Here is a 17,421-nt window from a genome sequence, read left to right as displayed (position 1 = left end):
TGTCACAATAAAACATTGTAATACTCCCGTCTTATTTTAAGCGTAAGAGGCGGTTTACCCATGTCGGCAAGCAAGAAAGTGCTGATCGTTGATGACGAAGCTCCTATCAGGGAAATGATTGCAGTAGCTCTGGAGATGGCAGGCTACGAGTGCATCGAGGCAGATAATGCTCAAGAAGCACATGCGTTAGTTGTTGATCAAAAGCCAGATATGATTCTGCTCGATTGGATGATGCCAAACATGAGTGGCATTGAGTTGGCGCGCCGCCTGCGCAAAGATGAAACCACTGCTGATGTGCCGATTATTATGCTCACGGCTAAAACGGAAGAGGAGCATAAGGTAAAAGGCCTTGAAGCCGGTGTTGATGACTACATCACCAAGCCTTTTTCACCTCGCGAGCTCGTTGCACGCCTCAAAGCGGTGCTTCGCCGAGCTACGCCTAAAGGGATCGAAGAACCCGTTACAGTTGAAGGGTTAACACTCGATCCAATTTCACACCGCGTGACCGCCAATGACAAGCCGATAGAGCTTGGCCCAACCGAGTTTCGTTTGTTACAGTTCTTCATGACCCACCAAGACCGCGCATACTCCCGTGGGCAGTTGCTCGATATGGTTTGGGGTGGCAATGTTTACGTTGAAGAACGCACTGTGGATGTGCATATCCGACGCTTGCGCAAAGCGCTAGGTAGTCAGCACGACCATTTGGTACAAACAGTGCGCGGCACGGGCTACCGCTTCTCGACGCAGGTTGCATAGCACCGCTGCTGCACGCAATCTAGGTTAAACAGTTTATGCAAAAATCGCCTCGTGCTGGCGTTAGCGGCCTCTTTGCTGTTATCGCACTGCCAGCTTTTATTGGCTTACTGCTAGGTAGTTTAAGTTGGGGACTGGTTGCGGGTTTATCGCTCTGGGCCTACCTGCAACTACGACAAACACGCCGCCTGCAAAAATGGCTATTAAGCACCGATTTGCTGCCGCCTGAAAGCCATGGCCAGTGGGGCGATATCTTCGATGATCTCGCGCGCTTGCAAAAGCGCCATCGCAACAAGAGCAAAGATCTACGTAGTGTTATCAGCCGCTTTCAGCAGTCCTCCTCTGCCCTTCCTGATGCGGTCGTTATTGTTGATAAGCAAAATAACTTAGAGTGGTGGAATCGTGCGGCTGAGCGGCTGATCGGCTTGAAAAGCTCAGCTGATCGCGGCAAACCTCTCATGAACTTGCTGCGCGACCCTCGCTTTATTCGCTATTACCGCAAAGGGCAGTACGAAGAGCCTTTGCAGTTACCTAGCCCGCTGCACAACGATACGGTTTTACAGTACCAGATCACCGAGTTTGGTGTGGGTGATCGTTTGATTGTTGCCCGTGATATTACGCGACTAATACGTCTTGAGCAGACGCGACAAGACTTTGTTGCTAATGCATCACACGAGCTGCGCACACCGCTTACAGTTATTCGCGGCTACCTCGAAACCTTTCTGGACCAGCCGCTACCCAAACCCATGGAGCGCGCACTCACACAGATGCAGAATCAAGCCATTCGTATGGAGAGCTTAGTATCCGATCTGCTGCTACTGTCGCGGCTTGAAGCCAGCCAACACATTCCCGATGAAAACCCTGTCAATATTCAAGGGATGCTGCGTTCCATTCAGGCTGATGCAATCGCGCTATCTGGCGATAAAGAGCATCGTATAGAGTTAGATGCCAACCCCAACTATGACCTGCTGGGGCAGTCACAAGAGCTGCAAAACGCCTTCTCTAACCTTGTGTTTAACGCGGTTCGCTACACGCCCGCTCAAGGCCATATCAAGGTAACTTGGGAAGTAGACACTGAAGGTGGTCATCTATGTGTGACCGATGATGGTATTGGTATCGATTCGATCCACCTTGAGCGCCTAACTGAGCGTTTTTATCGCGTCGATGAAGGGCGCTCTTCTGCCACAGGTGGAACGGGGTTGGGGCTCGCAATTGTGAAGCACGCGCTGCAGCGCCACGGCGCTCGCTTAGAGATTGAAAGCCAACCCGGGGTTGGTAGCAGCTTCTGCTGCCACTTCTCCCGAGATATGCTCACCAAGACACCGCAGTCGCTGGTGAGCTAGGTGCTAGCAACCTGCGCGCTGGGCTTGGTCTTCGCACCAGTACAGCGTCGCACCAATGACCGCAGCAGGCATCATGATCAGATTCACCACCGGAATCAGCATCCCCATCTGAACGATAGCACCGAAGCTCAATGAGGTAAGATTGCGCTCAGCTAGCAGCTCTTTCATACGACGGAAAGTAACTTTGTTGTTATCCATGGGATAGTCACAATATTGAATTGCCATCATCCAAGCGCCGAAGACAAACCAGAGCAGTGGCGAGAGCAAGTTAACGCCGGGTATCAGGCTGATAACGAGCAACGCCAATAAACGTGGCAAGTAGTACGCTAGCTTAGACAGCTCACGCGCAAGCGCGCGTGGCACCATCGTCAGCAACCCCTTCCAGCCATCATCGGCGATACGCACACCCCGTTGCTGTAGCTCCACCTTCTCAGACAGGAAGCCATTGAACGGCGCGGCGATCATGTTCGCTACGATAGAGAAGCCGTAATAAACAACAATTAACACCAACAGTGCAAACAAAGGCCAAAGTAGGAAATCAAGAAAAGATAACCACGTTGGCAACTGTGACATCCAGTACGCCACCCAACGATCAAACTCATTGATCAGCAACCAGATAGCACCCGAGAACAGCAGAATGTTTATCAACAACGGGATCAGAACGAACTGGCGAATACCCGGCTGCGTCAGCATGCTAAAACCACGTAAAAGGTAGCCCGCTCCTTTGACAGGATTTCCTCGCATCTTAACTCCTAAGCAACAAAAAAGACGATAAAGCGCATAACCACAGCAAGAATCATCAAACCTAGTCCTGCACGGTTTACTTTGAATTCGATCGCATTAAAGCTGATCGTTGGCTGCCAAAACATCAGCACTGACTTCATATCTTTGGTACGTCCAACATACATCGCCAACGATACGCAAAATACGATCAATCCACCCCAGAATAGAAAAGGCTCAATCGTGGCTAGAAAGTTCATTTATCACTGCTCCTTTTGGTCTTATAAGGTGCCATAGACTAGCAGAATTGCGTTACAGGAGCTGCACAGATAGGCTTAAGTCTACTCTAATGTTTGACCGAAACAGCCCAGTAGCGAGGAGCACCGCGTGAAAGCAATACAACTACACACCTTTGGCGGTAACGATGTCTTAGGATATGAAGAGGTAAGCGAACCGAGCCTGAAGTTAGGTGATGTGCTGGTTCGAACCCATGCGGCGGGTATCAACCCCATCGATTGGAAAACATGTTCTGGCGGCGGTGCTGCACCCTTCATTGGTGAGTTACCCTTTATTCCAGGATGGGAGTTCTCAGGTACAGTGATGGCATGTGGTGCAGATGTAGCGGACTATCAAACAGCTGATCGCGTTTGTGGCTTTATCCACTTTCCAGCGCGCGCAGGCTGCTTCGCTGAACAGATCGCGGCACCCGCCGCATCACTGGCGAGAGTCCCCGAAAATGTCGATATGAATGTGGCAGCAGCGCTCCCTCTAGCAGGTTTAACAGCTTGGCAAGCGCTCTTTGAGGGCGCTAACTTGCAACCCAAGCAACGCATTCTCATCCTAGCGGCTGCAGGCGGTGTGGGCCATTTAGCCGTTCAGTTGGCAGCACACAAAAACGCCACCGTTATTGGTACTGCTTCTGCACCTAAGCATGCTTATCTTCGCGAGTTAGGCTGTCATGAAGTGATCGACTACCAAGCCGCCAACGTGGCCGATGTGATCGAGCCTGTCGATGTGATTCTCGACTGCGTGGGTGGGCAACACGCCATCAACGCTCTACCCGCACTCAAAGCGGACGGCGTGATGGTCACACTACCTACGGTAACAAAGGATGAGGTGATAGCAGCGGGTGAAGCAGCCGACCGGAAAGTGCTCAGTATGCGGGCGGTGCCTAATGCCGCACAACTGGCCCAAATGCTCAATCTAGCGGCAAGCGGAGATCTCGTACTGTCTGTCGCTGCTGAATATAAGCCTGAGCAGTTGGGTGAAGCGTTTGACCAGATCGCCTCAGGACGAACCCAAGGCAAGCTGGTTTTACGCTTCAAGTAGCTGAGCTGATACGCCGTGCTAGCGTGCTCCCTGCTGTGCGCTAGCACGCACAATATTGACAGCGTTTTGCAAAAACTGGCTGCGCTCGCTTTTATCGTCAATCTCGGTTGCAAGTACTTTGATCAACTCAGCAACCTTACTCTTTTGCGCACCATGCTCGCTGTACCATTGATCATATGCATCATCGAAAACAATCGATGCCGCTGGACCAATATAAACGGCTAACCCTTCACGCAACTGATCCATGACCCCTAGCAGTTCCGCTTCGTGCCAAGGGCGCCCCGGGCGCTTAGGCTTAGCTGCAGCTTTATCTGGTGCCGTTGCGGGCGTTTCCTCCACCGCATCAGGTGTTAGCTGCTTGCGGATTTTCGGTACAGCAGAGCGAATGCTGGTATTGATAAGGGCTAGATTCACGTCCTTATCCGTCATCATCAGCAGTAGCACATCTGAGTTGATCGCGTAGCCAATCAATAAGTTTTCATCTAATTCGAGAAATACCTCTCGGTGGTCTAGGTCCATCCCCTCAACCGCCATAAAGATCTGCCTAATAACACGGCAGGCACCCGCGATGTTTTCATCCAGAATGCTGGGGAATGTAGAGGCATCGACAGCGTCCTCTTTGAAGAGGCAGCTATGGTGAATCCCACCGAGTAGTTCGAGGTCTTTTAGTATTTTTTCCATAGCTTAAACGTCAACCCCACTGCAAAAGATCGTCAACTTGTTGCTTCAACGCACGAAACGATACCCGATTGGAGGATTGGATCCCGAGCACCTGTTCCGAGTCATTGAGAAATACGGTGATGTTATCCTCTTTCGCGCTACGCAAAGAGACGCTTTGCACCTTACCAAGGTCAGATACTTCTTCGAACACTTTGACAACGCCAGAGACGAACCCTACGAAGTCGTTGACTTCACCAGACTCAATAGAGGAGGTAACTACATCACCCATATCATCGGTTAACGCCGCTCCTTTGACGCCTTTAAAGTTCATTACGTCATCAACAATTGAATCTTTCATCACGACCTCTTCTCCGCGATAATCCTGAATCTCATAGCTGGATGCATCAACAGGTACCCATTCCTCTTCAAGCTCAGCGTCATTAGCTATCGCTCTCTTGGCAAGCTCAGCCCACTCGTTAAAGCGTACTTTATCTTGCAGGAGTTCCTCAACAACTGGCAAGACACTGGATGCTTTACGTGCATCGATAAAACGCACTCGGGCGTTAATACCCATCTCTTCTAGCGTATTTTCATACTCTAGTAGTGTTGGGGTATCACGTAGATCAGATCGGGTTACCCCAACGATGACAGGTTTACGCGAGATAAGCTCAGCGAACTCTTGCGCATAGTACTTAAGGTCTCGCATGGGATAGTTGCGTGTATTGTCCACCAAAAAGACGATACCCGCGCAGTCAGCGGCGATATTGGTCGCCAACATATCCCACATAAATTTGAAGCGCGCCTGCCCAGGCGTACCGTAGAGTTGCACAGCTTCATCATCACTTAAAGTGAGACAGCCGTAATCCATAGCTACCGTCGTCGTAGGCTTTCGTCTTCCGGTGACATCTGAAGCCTTCGCTTCGGTTTCAATATTCTCGTGGTCGTCGCAAATCGAGCGAATAGCCGAGGTCTTACCTGCCCCGACTGGCCCGATAAAAAGCAGTTTATGATAGTCCATTCGTAGCGATCCAAATGCGCTGGCGTTGCAGCGCTTCATTATTATTGTTGTCAGTCTACTCGTGACAGGTTTGGCTCCTAGCCAGCTTTCGCATCCCTGAAAGGCAGAGTATAAAAAATAGCCTAATTACCGACATAAATGAAGGGAGCAACCCAAGTTCAGTTAATTAAGCCTGAATGCATACGAAATTAAGGGGGATTAGAGCAGAAAAATGCTTGCTGGCGCATCAGTAATCGACAACCCTCGCCACGAATATTGTTATCCCAACAAAAATATTTCGCCCAAGATTTGTCATCTTCAGTTGGCTTCTCTCGGAACTCCGGCACGCCATCACAGAAGCCTGGTGTTGCGCTTGCTTGGCTTAGACAGGCTTTGAGAAATACACCGTTATTGACGGTACAGCTATATCCGAGGCAACCATCAAAGGACTGCAGCGCCTCATTTAAACACGCTTGCTGGTCGTTCTGCTTACCAAAATCGAGCCCAGCACGTTGATACTGTTCTTTTTGCTCGGCACGTTCAGCGTTAAAGTCCGCTAACCATGCATCGCGATTCAGCCAAAACAGGGATGTAGCAACGACAACTAGAAGCAGCGCTCCCAACCACACTTTTTTTGCCATGACAGTTCCTTATCAGCGGGGCCGTTAACGACGCCTGTAGAGACCAAAAATACACATAAAGAGACCTAACACAGCCACCAGCATACCGCCGTTCACTGCAAGAGGATGACGTGCCATGTAAGGCACAAAGGGGTGCTGGTTATCCATATCGCACGCCATTAGGCTGTAGTTGAAACTACCACCACTGGACAAGCAATCGTTAACGCTGCTTTGTTCATACATAAAGCCTGCCATGAGCGCCAAGCATGGCAGCACCAGCAGGATGAGTCCGACGCGTAACATTAGATATCTTCTGTGCTGATGCCAATATTGCTAAAGCCTTCATTGCGTGCCAGCTCACGGAGCGACTTCACGAAGTCTCGGTCCAGTTGTTTAGTATTGAGCAGGCGCTCGACAACTGTCTCTTGGAACTCATCTTCTTGGATCATCAGTTCGTGGTTGGTAATGAAGCGGATAATCTCTTCATCAGACATCTGATCATCGCCTTCAGAGACTTCAATAAAGGTGGCAACAGCTTCACGGGATACGTTGCCTACAGCAACCGCTTCATCAACGTCCGCCTCCAGTAGGCAAACTAGCGTTGAGTAAAGTGATACCACCGCATCCAGCGCAGGTGATGCACCATACATCTCAAACTCATCCAGATCTGGCATATTGTTTTCGACTTTATCCAGCTGCACCTCGAAGTTCATCTTCGCGCCGCCCGGTACCAACGACTGCCAAACGCCATCCAAAATCGTAGCTAGCTGCTTTTGATCACCAAACTCCACAAGGCTACTGAACAAAGCAAAGTTCGGAAACTGCCGCTCGGTCAACGCTGCGCAGTATGCGGCGAGCTTGATATGGTCCAAAGTCCGCAGTTGCCCCTCTACAGGTAGTCGGTCTGTCATGTGAATGATCTCTTTCCACGTCTGATGAGGCCCCTATTGTATGATATTTCAGCGGATTTGCAGCTACTCTGAAAGGAAACCGTGGTTTTACGGATAAATAACTCATACCTTTGTTGATATACTTTTTCAGAATCCGTAACCCTTTTGCAAAATGACGAGAAGAATAATGCAAAGCAGCTTTCTTATCCCCTTAGTCAAAGGGATCGATTGCCTCAGCGAGTGGACCGGCAAGCTTATCGCTTGGCTAACCCTGCTCATGGTCATCGTCACCTTTGTCATCGTTGTTATGCGCTACGTCCTGAGTATCGGAAACGTGGCGCTTCAAGAATCGGTCATTTACATGCACAGCTTCGTGTTCCTATTAGGTGCAGCATATACGCTTAAGCATGATGGCCACGTGCGTGTTGATATCTTCTATCGCCCGCTTTCAGAGCGTAACAAAGCGATCATCAACATCATCGGTACTCTGTTCCTGCTGATTCCTGTGGCCGGTTTTATCGGTTACATCTCTTGGGACTATGTAGCCAGCTCATGGGAACTCAAAGAGGGGTCACAAGAAGCTGGCGGTTTGGACTTTAGGTACTTACTGAAGAGTGCGCTTGTGGTAATGCCAACGCTAATGATTCTCCAAGGGATTGCGGAATTAGGTCGCTGTATTCTTGTATTAACGGGTCAAGGCCACCTGTTAGAGGAAGATGTTTCGGAGCACCCAGTATGATCGAGTATCTATCTCTTTTCCTATTTTTAGCGGCTGTACTCGTACTGCTGATGGGCTACTCAGTCGCCTTCTCACTGGCCGGAACTGGGTTGCTTTTCGCCGCCGTAGGTGCAGCAACCGGCCACTTTGATGCCGTATTCCTAGAGGCGATCCCGAACCGTCTAATTGGCATCATGAATAACGAGGTCTTAATAGCCGTCCCGCTGTTCGTCTTTATGGGCGTTATGCTCGAGAAGTCCAAGATCGCAGAGGAACTGCTCGATACGATGGCGTCTCTGTTCGGTCCAATACGTGGAGGCTTGGGTATCTCTGTCACGGTGGTGGGCATGCTGCTCGCTGCGAGTACCGGTATCGTGGGCGCAACCGTTGTTACCATGGGCTTGTTGTCACTGCCAACCATGCTACGACGCGGTTATGACCCACAGGTTGCTACCGGTGTCATCTGTGCGTCAGGTACGCTCGGCCAGATAATCCCACCCTCAATTGTATTGGTGTTACTGGGCGATGTTATCAGCTCAGCTTACCAACAAGCACAGATCGACCAAGGTATCTTTTCACCCGAAACCGTTACCGTCGGCGACCTCTTCTTAGGTGCATTAATACCCGGTTTGTTGCTTGTTTTGGCTTACATTCTCTACTTGGTTTACAAAGCGGTCGCGGCCCCTGAAACCGTACCTGCTATTCCTGAAGAGGATCGTGGCTCACGTGCAGAGCTACCCGGTAAAGTTATGAAGGTGTTACTGCCACCTATTATGCTGATCGGCTTAGTACTCGGTTCAATCCTTGGAGGCCTGGCGACACCCACTGAAGCTGCGGCTGTAGGTGCTGTTGGTGCGATTGTACTGTCGATATTTAAGCGCAGCTTCAATCTTAAAGTACTCAACGAAGTGATGCGCTCCACCACTCAGGTTAGCTCCATGGTGTTTATCATTTTGGTGGGTGCATCGATCTTCTCTCTCGTATTCCGCGGCTACGGCGGCGACGACCTGGTTCGCGAATTCCTGACCGATCTACCCGGTGGTATGTGGGGTGCCTTGGTTGTTGTGATGCTCGTGATGTTCTTGCTCGGCTTCTTCCTCGACTTTATCGAGATCACATTCGTTGTCGTGCCAATCGTTGCGCCTATTCTGCTCACCATGGGACTGGACCCAGTATGGCTAGGTATCATGATTGCGCTTAACCTCCAAACGTCATTCCTGACACCGCCGTTCGGGTTTGCGCTCTTCTATTTGCGAGGTGTTGCACCGGAATCGATCGCGACCATGCAGATATACAAGGGTGTTATTCCATTCATCGTTATTCAGCTCTGTATGCTTGGCTTGCTGGCCGCATGGCCATCGTTAGCCACTTGGCTACCAGAGGTTGTCTACGGCTAGAAAACAATGGTGTCAAAGCCACCTTTCAAGGTGGCTTTTTTATGCCTAAGCCTCTGCGCTGGCAGCTAAAGCCTAAAAGGCAGGCACAAAAAAGCCGCTCTATTGAGCGGCTTTTAGCAATCATCATCACTTACACAGGGTTACGTGCATTCAGATATGCTTGTTCAGACACTTGGTGCCATTTCGTTGCTTGATCACGGAACTGAACGAATGACTCATAAACTTTCTTCGTCATTTCGTCTTTAGCCGCCTCTTCTGCAACCACTTCGTCAGAGAGTTGCTTCAGCTTGCTAAGAACATCATCTGGGAACTTACGCAGTTGCACGCCTTGTTCTTTAACCAACTGCTCAAGAGAGCGGTTATTCTTCGCCGTGAAGTCAGCCAGCATGTCTTGGTTAGCAACTCGAATCGCGTTACGTACCAATACTTGCAAGTCCTTAGGAAGCGCTTCAAGTGCTTCTTTATTGACGAAGCATTCCAGCGTTGTGCCTGGCTCATGCCAACCTGGGTAGTAGTAGAACTTAGCAGCTTTGTGCAAACCGAACGCGGCATCGTTGTATGGGCCCACCCACTCAGTCGCATCAATCGCCCCTGATTGTAGTGATGGGAAGATTTCACCACCCGGCAACAAGACTGGTGTACCGCCGGCACGTTTCAAGACTTCACCACCGAGACCCGGCATACGCATTTTCAGGCCTTTTAGGTCGTCAACAGAGTTAATCTCTTTGTTGAACCAACCGCCCATCTGAACGCCTGTGTTACCTGCAGCACCCGGCACAAGGCCGAATTCAGCATAAACTTCTTCCCACAGCTCCATACCACCACCGTGGTAAAGCCAGCTGTTCATCTCCTGAGCCGTTAGGCCAAAGGGTACAGCGGCGAAGAACTGAGCTGCGCGGCTCTTACCCTTCCAGTAGTAAGAGGCGCCATGTCCCATTTCCGCGGTACCACGTGATACGGCATCGAAGATCTCCAACGCACCAACAAGCTCTTTGGCGCCGTACACTTTTACCTGTACGCGGCCACCTGTCATTTCGTTGATGAGCTTAGCTAGGTTATTCGCGCCCGTTCCCAAGCCAGGGAAGTTCTTCGGCCACGTAGTCACCATTTTCCATTTGAACTCAGGTGCTGCCTGAGCAGTTGTAGACATCATGGCGCCAGTAGCTACCGCTGTAGCACCTGCACCTTTCAAAAATTGACGACGCTTCACTGATCTACTCCCTTTATTCGTTATTCATTTTTTCAGGATAGTAGTTTGAACATAGCATGCACCCTACCCCCCTGCAATCCTGTATAGCCCTTTGCTAATACGTACGTGAAATTACTGACACAACAGCGACTTATCGCCATTCTCACAGGGGCACTCGCCGCCACACGTTAGGGGGTTTTACGTTTCGCTGATATACTAAAGGCTCACTTTAGTTGTTAGCGTTGAATGTGGCCCTACGTTGAACTCCTCGAACCTGCTGAAATCAATCGAAGATGCACGGCCTAAGCTGCGAAAATCGGAGCAAAAGGTAGCCGACTACGTTTTGGCGCACCCAAACGAGGTGATCCATATGCGGATCGTCGACCTCGCATCCGAAGCCAATGTCAGTGAGCCAACCGTGGTGCGCTTTTGCCGGGGTCTACACTATGATGGTTTCCAAGATTTCAAACTCACGCTAGCTCAAGGCTTAGCAAGCAACGCAAACTTCGAACAATTTGCCCTCGACTCGAAAGATACTGTTGCACAGTTCAAGCAGAAAATCTTCGACTCGATGATCGGCAACATGATCAATATCCGTGACCAACTTGAAGCACACGATCTGGAGCGCGCCATAGAAGCGTTGGTGAATGCTAAACGGATCGAGTTCTACGGCTTCGGCGCCTCTGCCGCTGTCTGTAGCGATGCTCAGCACAAGTTCTACCGCTTGCAGATCTCTGCAGCCGCGTACTCTGACCCTCATATGCAGACCATCTCAGCGGTCTCACTGACTAAGAATGATGTGGTGGTTGCGATCTCCCAAACAGGCCGCACTAAAGACCTGCTGCACACGGTCAAGCTTGTGCGCGAAACCGGCGCAACGGTGATAGCCCTGTGTCCAAGCAATACCCCGCTGGCCGAGATGGCGAGCATCGCGATCCATATCGATGTCGAGGAAGATAAAGACCTGAGCACCCTGATGTCATCCCGCGTGCTCCACTTGGTTGTTATCGATGTACTAGCGGTTGGTGTTGCCATGCGACTCGGCCCGCAACTACTGGATCACCTCAAGACCATCAAGCGCAGCTTGCGCAGCTTGCGCCAGCAAGAGAAGCGAATTCCACCTCGTCGCCCCTGATAAACGCCTGCCTTATTGTCATATTTCTGCAAGATAAGCTGACTAACCTTTAGCCTAAACCTGGTTGAAAAGTGAGCAGCTTTTCGCTAGATATATAGTGTTGATGTATCCTGAGGACCTGTCCTGAGGCATAAAATTCGGCTGGTACTCAGAGGAATGAGCGAGGTTGACGACTATGTTAAATCAAAAAACCAGCGATCTGAGCAATGTGCAGATTGAAGTGATTGATACATTAATTGGCTTTGAGGAAGAGGAGAAGATCAAGAGCAAACAGCTCGCTTCCAAACGGCTGTTAGCTGCTCGGCGTGCCATAGAAGAGCACAAAGAAGCGCTGCGCTTGGCCGAAGATATCGACCAAGACGCGTGGTTCGGAGAGCTAGAATAGCCCGCTAAGACGCATCTGAATATAAGATATTCAGCGGCACAGACTGCCCATCCCCTAACACAACCGCAGCATGGTGGCGCTTGAGCTGACGCGGCTCGGGCGCTCCACATGAGTGTGCAATCATCTCCACCTCGTGTACCAGCTTGTTATGGTACTTGTAGACACGCTCCGCTTTATCATCTGGCACAAGACCTTGTTGAAGCTCGGGGTCATGGGTAGTGATACCCGTTGGGCAGGTGTTTTTGTTGCACTGTAACGCCTGTATGCATCCGAGAGAGAACATAAAGCCACGCGCCGAAACGACAAAATCAGCACCAAGACAGATCGCTGCGGCCACATCTGTTGGGTTGATCATCTTACCGGAAACAACAAGACGTACTCGGCTACGTAAGCCATGTTGAGCTAACTTATCCACCAGCAAAGGTAAGCTTTCGCGCAGCGGCAAACCCACGTTGTCCATCAATGGCATGGGGGCTGCGCCAGTGCCGCCGTCTGCACTGTCTAATGTTATGAAGTCTGGCGCGCGTTCAATACCACGCTCGATCACGGTTTGGCAGAACTCATCAATCCATGCGGTGGTGCCCAAAACAAGCTTAAAGCCGCAAGGTTTACCGGTTACTCGACGAACCCGCTCAACCATATCTAGCAGATCAGCAACTGAGCCTATATCGGGATGGCGGTTCGGACTAATCGACGCTTTACCTTCGGGTATACCACGAATCTCAGCAATATCTCGATTAACTTTCTCCGCAGGCAGGATGCCGCCCTTTCCGGGCTTCGCGCCTTGGCTGAGCTTAATTTCGAACATCTTCACTTGGCCAATCGATGCTTTCTCCTTGAGCTTTTCATCACTCAACTGACCTTCAGCATCACGAACACCGTATTTCGCAGTCCCGATCTGATACACCAGATCACAACCACCTTCCAAGTGGAATGGCGACAACCCACCCTCACCGGTGTTCATCCAGCAACCCGCTTTGGCGGCACCACGCGATAAAGCTTGCACCGCAGGTTTAGACAATGCGCCATAACTCATTCCAGAGATATTAAAAAACGAAGCGGCTTCATAGGGCTGCTCACAGAAGGGGCCGATTACCATCGTTTGCGTAGGCGCTGCATCTTCCTCCAAGGTTGGAAACGGGCAGTTCAAAAAGTAGTAGGTGCCAGGTTTACGCAGATCTTTAGTCGAACCAAACGCAATGGTGTTATCTACCCCTTTGGCGGCCCGATACACCCAGCTACGTTGCGCGCGGTTAAAAGGTAGCTCTTCTCGGTCCATCGCAAAAAAGTACTGGCGAAAGAACTCGCCAAGGTGCTCAAACAGATACCTGAAGCGCCCAATAAGAGGGTAGTTGCGGCGAATCGTCTGGGCAGTTTGTTGTTTATCTTGATAGTAAAGTACAGCAGCAGTAGTCAGCAGACCGGCGATGACTAATAGAAAAATAACGCCAACAACGGCAATGAAATTGACCGCAAAAGAAGTAACCGCATCCATTATCTTATTATCCTACTTTGGGAGGTTTTTACGCATCCTACTGTATCCTCTGCCAACTGATAAGTGCGGCAAGTACGATGTTATAGTAGTGTGAATGTAGATCAATAATATCCGCTGTGGGGAACTTATCGCCGCGGTTGGCATCCATTCTGGTCGTCGTGATACGTTTCATGAGTACTGTAACTGTGCAAAAGTCGCTTAACTACATCGCTATCTGCGCTCTGCTTATCTTTGGCGGCATCCTGTCGCCGATTGGGATGCAGTCATCGCATGGTATCGCAGTGTTATATTTCGCTGAGCACCAACACGAGTTACACACAGACGCCTCCGCGCATCACGATATATCCGATCACGTTCACGAAACATCCGCCTACCGCCACAGTCCTGGAACCTATTACCTAGCATCTGTGCGCGAAACAAGCGCGATTCAGGTCATTTACTCCAACCACGCAGCCAGTGTGCCTAAGCCTCCTCCGAAGCCTGCGCGTTTTATCTAACGCCCAAATTTATTTGTAAATTTCGATCAATTTCGGAGACTTTTTATGCAACTTGCACTGTTGCGAGGGTCGTTGCGCCTATTTATTGCGCCGCTATCGCTCCTCCTCACGCTTTTGCTTGTTCTACTGCTGCTGGGCATCAGCGAACAAGCGCTAGCCCACGCTGTAGCTCAAGGTGATAAGGGCTACATTCAAGAGATCAGCGGCGTAAAGCTGATCGCTTTCATCTATCTCGGTGCCAAGCATATGGTAACGGGGTACGACCATTTACTGTTTCTACTCGGCATTATCTTTTTTCTCTACCGGCTGCGGGATATTACGCTCTACGTCAGCCTGTTTGCGCTCGGCCACTCAACCACAATGGTGATCGGCGTGTACTTCAATCTGGCAATCAATAGCTACATTATTGACGCCATTATTGGTCTCTCTGTTGTTTACAAAGCGCTAGATAATCTCGGCGCCTATCAGCGCTGGTTTGGTTTTCAGCCCAATACGCGTGTCATGACGATGGTTTTTGGTCTGTGTCACGGATTTGGCTTGGCATCCAAAGTGATCGACTACGAAATTGCCCAAGATGGGTTACTTCCCAACCTGATCGCTTTCAACGTTGGTGTCGAGATGGGGCAACTGATCGCGCTCAGCGCCATTTTGATTCTGATGGGTTACTGGCGTCGCCAACCAAGCTTCTTCAAACATGCCTACTCTGCCAATGTACTAATGATGGGCGCGGGCTTTACGTTAATCGGTTATCACCTTGTTGGCCTTGCAGTCAGCTAGTTAAGAGAGACACATCATGTTTAATACACATATTCCATCAACAGCAGAACTCCCCTCTACCAAGCAACTTATTAAGTCCACCCTACTGGCATTGGTTGCGGCGATAGTGCTGCTCATCACGGTTGTTTTACCGGCTGAGTATGCCATTGATCCCACGGGCATTGGCCGGGTAATCGGCCTGACCGAAATGGGCGAGATCAGAGAACAACTAGCGGCAGAAACCGCTGCGGATGAGCAAAGCGCTACTGCAACAGCGCCCCAACGCGCAGTTGAGCTGGCGCCAACAATCGCTGAGCCAAAACCGACAAGCTTGCAGCCGTTACCAACAATGGCTAAACCAAGCACAGTGCAAGAGGTCGCCACCGCCCAGCCTACACCACCCACCCCTGTCTGGCGGGATACCACCACCGTCACCTTGACGCCCGGACAAGGCACCGAGATTAAGATGACGATGCGCAAAGGTGAGGTCGCCCAGTTTGAGTGGCAGTCTCCTGAGGGCCCATTGAACTTTGATACTCATGGTGAAGGGCCAGAAGGCTCCATTAGCTATAAAAAAGGCCGCGGTGTTGCTGGCGAAGCCGGTGAGCTAACCGCAGCATTTGATGGCAACCACGGCTGGTTTTTCCGCAATCGTAATCCGCAAACAGTGACGTTTACGCTCAATACCAAGGGCAGCTACCTCGTGTTAAAGCGCACGAAGTAACCACTCCAATGAGGGGCATCTTAGCCCCTCTTTTATGTGCCGTATGCTAGGGCAGCATCCAAGCAACCACCTTGTTGTCCAACATCATCGGTGCATACAACATACTTCCGTATCTGCCAATATCCGCCAAGCCCGGAGCTGTTTGCAGCACTGTTCGGCGCTCGTTATCTTCCAACCGATACAGCGCACCACTGATCCAATCGCTGATATATAACGCCTTCTGATAGCTCACGACCCCATCTAAATTACCAAGTTGATAACCCGTCGCTATAGGCTTGAGCTGCTGACTGCTTGGGTCTATCTGGTATAACGTACCCGGCGTTTTAGTGGTGAAATCCGACTGAATATCCAACCCCCAACTCGCCACAAAAAGCTGCCCATCTTCCCAAAGTAGCCCATTGGGGTGAGGCATTTTTTCTGGCTCCAACCACAACGCCAATTGCTGATCCGCTAAGCGATAGATGCCTCCAGCTAACATATCCGAAACATAGATAGACCCATCGGGCGCGGCCGTCACATCATTTAGCATGTGGGCATGAGGTGCATGATAGCGCTCAGATACCTTGCCGCTGGTAAGGTCGATCTCATGTAACACCTGCATATCTGCCACATAGAGCTTACCCTTGCTGATGGCCATTCCTTTAGGCGCATTAAAGCCAGCGAGCCAGTGCCGTGTAAAGCGCTGACCCTCGCGATCCACTCGGCTGATGTAACCTTTACCGTTGAGTTCCAGCGGCGCGCCATTGATATTTGAGATGTACAGCCATTCACCCTGTGCATCCGCAACCACTGACTCCGGCTGGTCTAGTGCATCAAGCTGCCATGCTTGCTGCAATGCCGGCTCTGCCATTAATACTTGGCTGCTAAGCAGTAAACTTCCTAACGCGGCCTTCGCTAATTTAAAAGACATAAATACACTCTCCTGAAGATAGTCGTTGATCTTGCTACACAACAAGAGGATATTTAAAAGATACCAGGTAACAACAATTAGCGAACAGGGTATCTAAAATTGATACTTAATTGAAAATTGGAGCGCACATCATGGCACCTCAGCAAGAACTCAATGGTCTATTCCGAGCCCTTAAACAGGTGCTGAAAACGCAGGGGCTACGCTATCGCGACCTTGCCGTAATGCTCGAAACATCAGAAGTGACCGTGAAGCGGCTCTTTCAGGAGCAGGATTGCAAAATGAGCCGCTTAACGGAGATATGCGAGGTACTTGGTATCAGCCTCACGGAGTTAATGAGCTTAGCCGAACATACACCAACCGAGCCCTCAACTCTGTCGACTGAAACAGAGCAAGCGCTCGCAGAGAAACCAGCGCTGTTCAGCTGCTTGGTACTGCTGCTTAGCGGCTTTAGCAGTCATGATATTGCTCACGCAAACCAGCTTAGCCAAGCTGACACCTATCGCTATATGCGCGAACTAGAGAAGCTACAGCTCCTACGGCTAGGGAAAAATGACTCCGTTCACCTGACGGTACAAGTGCCGATTCGTTGGCGTCTAGACGGGCCTTTGCATCAAATGCTTGTTCAGATCAATCAGGCCTTTATCGAGCACACCATCAACGAGCAACATAGCGGCAACTTTCCTTTCTTTTCAACAAGCCGCTTGCTCAGTCAGCACAGTGCAAAACAACTGCAAGAGGAGGTCAATCAGCTCTATCAGCGCTTTCAAAAGCAAGCATCATTGGATCAACTGTTCTACCCTGTCGAAACACTGGTGCCCTACAAGATGGTCACCACCCTCGCCCCATTTACAGTATCTAAGTTTTTCGAATTGCCGCCGTTTGACGAACAACCTTAGCGTGCTG

21 protein-coding genes are annotated in these 17,421 nt (G+C 50.4%); 11 read left to right on the top strand and 10 right to left on the bottom strand.

Translation table 11 applies throughout. The annotated features are described in order from the left end of the window. Positions 1–60 precede the first annotated feature (60 nt). Together phoB and phoR are read left to right on the top strand one after the other, a co-directional pair. Positions 61–756: a phosphate regulon transcriptional regulator PhoB gene (phoB, locus tag EOE65_RS07390; RefSeq protein WP_127693653.1), complete on the top strand. Its 696-nt coding sequence runs from the start codon at positions 61–63 to the stop codon at positions 754–756. Positions 757–791: 35 nt separating this feature from the next. Next, complete coding sequence (gene phoR / locus EOE65_RS07385) at positions 792–2,096, top strand: phosphate regulon sensor histidine kinase PhoR (protein ID WP_127693652.1); 1,305 nt, start codon at positions 792–794, stop codon at positions 2,094–2,096. 3 nt (positions 2,097–2,099) lie between these two features. Here the strand turns inward: phoR and cysZ are convergent, their stop codons facing one another. Further along, a complete protein-coding gene (gene cysZ, locus EOE65_RS07380) occupies positions 2,100–2,840 on the bottom strand; it encodes a sulfate transporter CysZ (RefSeq protein ID WP_127693651.1) in 741 nt (246 codons plus the stop codon). A gap of 8 nt (positions 2,841–2,848) precedes the next feature. Then, positions 2,849–3,076 (bottom strand): hypothetical protein, encoded by a 228-nt coding sequence (locus EOE65_RS07375; protein ID WP_127693650.1) that lies wholly within the window; start codon positions 3,074–3,076, stop codon positions 2,849–2,851. Between the two features lie 127 nt (positions 3,077–3,203). On the opposite strand from EOE65_RS07375, the gene EOE65_RS07370 reads away from it, so the two are divergent. Continuing rightward, positions 3,204–4,145, top strand: a complete 942-nt coding sequence (locus tag EOE65_RS07370) for an NADP-dependent oxidoreductase (protein ID WP_127693649.1) — start codon at positions 3,204–3,206, stop codon at positions 4,143–4,145. 18 nt (positions 4,146–4,163) lie between these two features. On the opposite strand, the gene EOE65_RS07365 is transcribed toward EOE65_RS07370, so the two are convergent. The 5 genes from EOE65_RS07365 to EOE65_RS07345 form a co-directional block, all read right to left on the bottom strand. After that, the gene (locus tag EOE65_RS07365; protein WP_127693648.1) at positions 4,164–4,826 is read right to left on the bottom strand and encodes a DUF8082 domain-containing protein; all 663 of its coding nucleotides are present in this window, start codon (positions 4,824–4,826) and stop codon (positions 4,164–4,166) included. 10 nt (positions 4,827–4,836) lie between these two features. Then, positions 4,837–5,823: a GTP-binding protein gene (locus EOE65_RS07360; protein WP_127693647.1), complete on the bottom strand. Its 987-nt coding sequence runs from the start codon at positions 5,821–5,823 to the stop codon at positions 4,837–4,839. 188 nt (positions 5,824–6,011) lie between these two features. Next, complete coding sequence (locus EOE65_RS18445; protein ID WP_240656933.1) at positions 6,012–6,443, bottom strand: hypothetical protein; 432 nt, start codon at positions 6,441–6,443, stop codon at positions 6,012–6,014. Between the two features lie 24 nt (positions 6,444–6,467). Next, on the bottom strand, positions 6,468–6,725 hold the full coding sequence (locus tag EOE65_RS07350; protein WP_127693646.1) for a hypothetical protein: 258 nt from the start codon (positions 6,723–6,725) through the stop codon (positions 6,468–6,470). Next, a complete protein-coding gene (locus tag EOE65_RS07345; protein ID WP_127693645.1) occupies positions 6,725–7,333 on the bottom strand; it encodes a YjaG family protein in 609 nt (202 codons plus the stop codon). The genes EOE65_RS07350 and EOE65_RS07345 overlap by 1 nt, the downstream gene beginning before the upstream one ends. Before the next feature lie 166 nt (positions 7,334–7,499). On the opposite strand from EOE65_RS07345, the gene EOE65_RS07340 reads away from it, so the two are divergent. Both EOE65_RS07340 and EOE65_RS07335 read left to right on the top strand, forming a co-directional pair. Beyond that, positions 7,500–8,051 carry a TRAP transporter small permease subunit gene (locus EOE65_RS07340; protein ID WP_127693644.1) on the top strand — a complete coding sequence of 184 codons (552 nt, stop codon included), beginning with the start codon at positions 7,500–7,502 and terminating at the stop codon, positions 8,049–8,051. Continuing rightward, positions 8,048–9,427 (top strand): TRAP transporter large permease, encoded by a 1,380-nt coding sequence (locus EOE65_RS07335; RefSeq protein ID WP_127693643.1) that lies wholly within the window; start codon positions 8,048–8,050, stop codon positions 9,425–9,427. Before EOE65_RS07340 ends, EOE65_RS07335 begins: the two co-directional genes overlap by 4 nt. Positions 9,428–9,557: 130 nt before the next feature. Here the strand turns inward: EOE65_RS07335 and EOE65_RS07330 are convergent, their stop codons facing one another. Further along, on the bottom strand, positions 9,558–10,637 hold the full coding sequence (locus tag EOE65_RS07330) for a TRAP transporter substrate-binding protein (protein ID WP_127693642.1): 1,080 nt from the start codon (positions 10,635–10,637) through the stop codon (positions 9,558–9,560). Between the two features lie 238 nt (positions 10,638–10,875). Between EOE65_RS07330 and hexR the strand changes: the two genes are divergently transcribed. Next, positions 10,876–11,751 carry a transcriptional regulator HexR gene (hexR, locus tag EOE65_RS07325; protein ID WP_127693641.1) on the top strand — a complete coding sequence of 292 codons (876 nt, stop codon included), beginning with the start codon at positions 10,876–10,878 and terminating at the stop codon, positions 11,749–11,751. 175 nt (positions 11,752–11,926) lie between these two features. Further along, positions 11,927–12,136, top strand: a complete 210-nt coding sequence (locus EOE65_RS07320; RefSeq protein ID WP_127693640.1) for a PA3496 family putative envelope integrity protein — start codon at positions 11,927–11,929, stop codon at positions 12,134–12,136. 4 nt (positions 12,137–12,140) lie between these two features. Here EOE65_RS07320 and EOE65_RS07315 read toward each other — a convergent pair whose 3' ends face one another. Beyond that, positions 12,141–13,631: an FMN-binding glutamate synthase family protein gene (locus tag EOE65_RS07315; RefSeq protein WP_127693639.1), complete on the bottom strand. Its 1,491-nt coding sequence runs from the start codon at positions 13,629–13,631 to the stop codon at positions 12,141–12,143. A 170-nt stretch (positions 13,632–13,801) separates the two neighbouring features. On the opposite strand from EOE65_RS07315, the gene EOE65_RS07310 reads away from it, so the two are divergent. Genes EOE65_RS07310 through EOE65_RS07300 form a run of 3 tightly spaced genes read left to right on the top strand, consistent with a single transcriptional unit; the run spans position 13,802 to position 15,608 of the window. Next, positions 13,802–14,128 (top strand): hypothetical protein, encoded by a 327-nt coding sequence (locus EOE65_RS07310; RefSeq protein ID WP_127693638.1) that lies wholly within the window; start codon positions 13,802–13,804, stop codon positions 14,126–14,128. A gap of 45 nt (positions 14,129–14,173) precedes the next feature. Next, positions 14,174–14,905 (top strand): HupE/UreJ family protein, encoded by a 732-nt coding sequence (locus EOE65_RS07305; protein ID WP_127693637.1) that lies wholly within the window; start codon positions 14,174–14,176, stop codon positions 14,903–14,905. Between the two features lie 16 nt (positions 14,906–14,921). Beyond that, positions 14,922–15,608: a transmembrane anchor protein gene (locus tag EOE65_RS07300; RefSeq protein ID WP_127693636.1), complete on the top strand. Its 687-nt coding sequence runs from the start codon at positions 14,922–14,924 to the stop codon at positions 15,606–15,608. Positions 15,609–15,654: 46 nt separating this feature from the next. Here EOE65_RS07300 and EOE65_RS07295 read toward each other — a convergent pair whose 3' ends face one another. Further along, entirely contained in the window at positions 15,655–16,518 is an 864-nt protein-coding gene (locus EOE65_RS07295) for an SMP-30/gluconolactonase/LRE family protein (RefSeq protein WP_127693635.1), read from the bottom strand. A 131-nt stretch (positions 16,519–16,649) separates the two neighbouring features. Here EOE65_RS07295 and EOE65_RS07290 point away from each other — a divergent pair, with 131 nt between their 5' ends. Continuing rightward, positions 16,650–17,414, top strand: coding sequence for a helix-turn-helix domain-containing protein (locus EOE65_RS07290; RefSeq protein WP_127693634.1), 765 nt, complete (start codon positions 16,650–16,652; stop codon positions 17,412–17,414). Positions 17,415–17,421 lie beyond the last annotated feature (7 nt).

Source organism: Neptunomonas marina, from assembly GCF_004005935.1.
GTDB classification, from domain to species: Bacteria; Pseudomonadota; Gammaproteobacteria; order Pseudomonadales; family Balneatricaceae; genus Neptunomonas; species Neptunomonas marina.
This window is presented reverse-complemented; position numbering and strand designations above follow the sequence as displayed.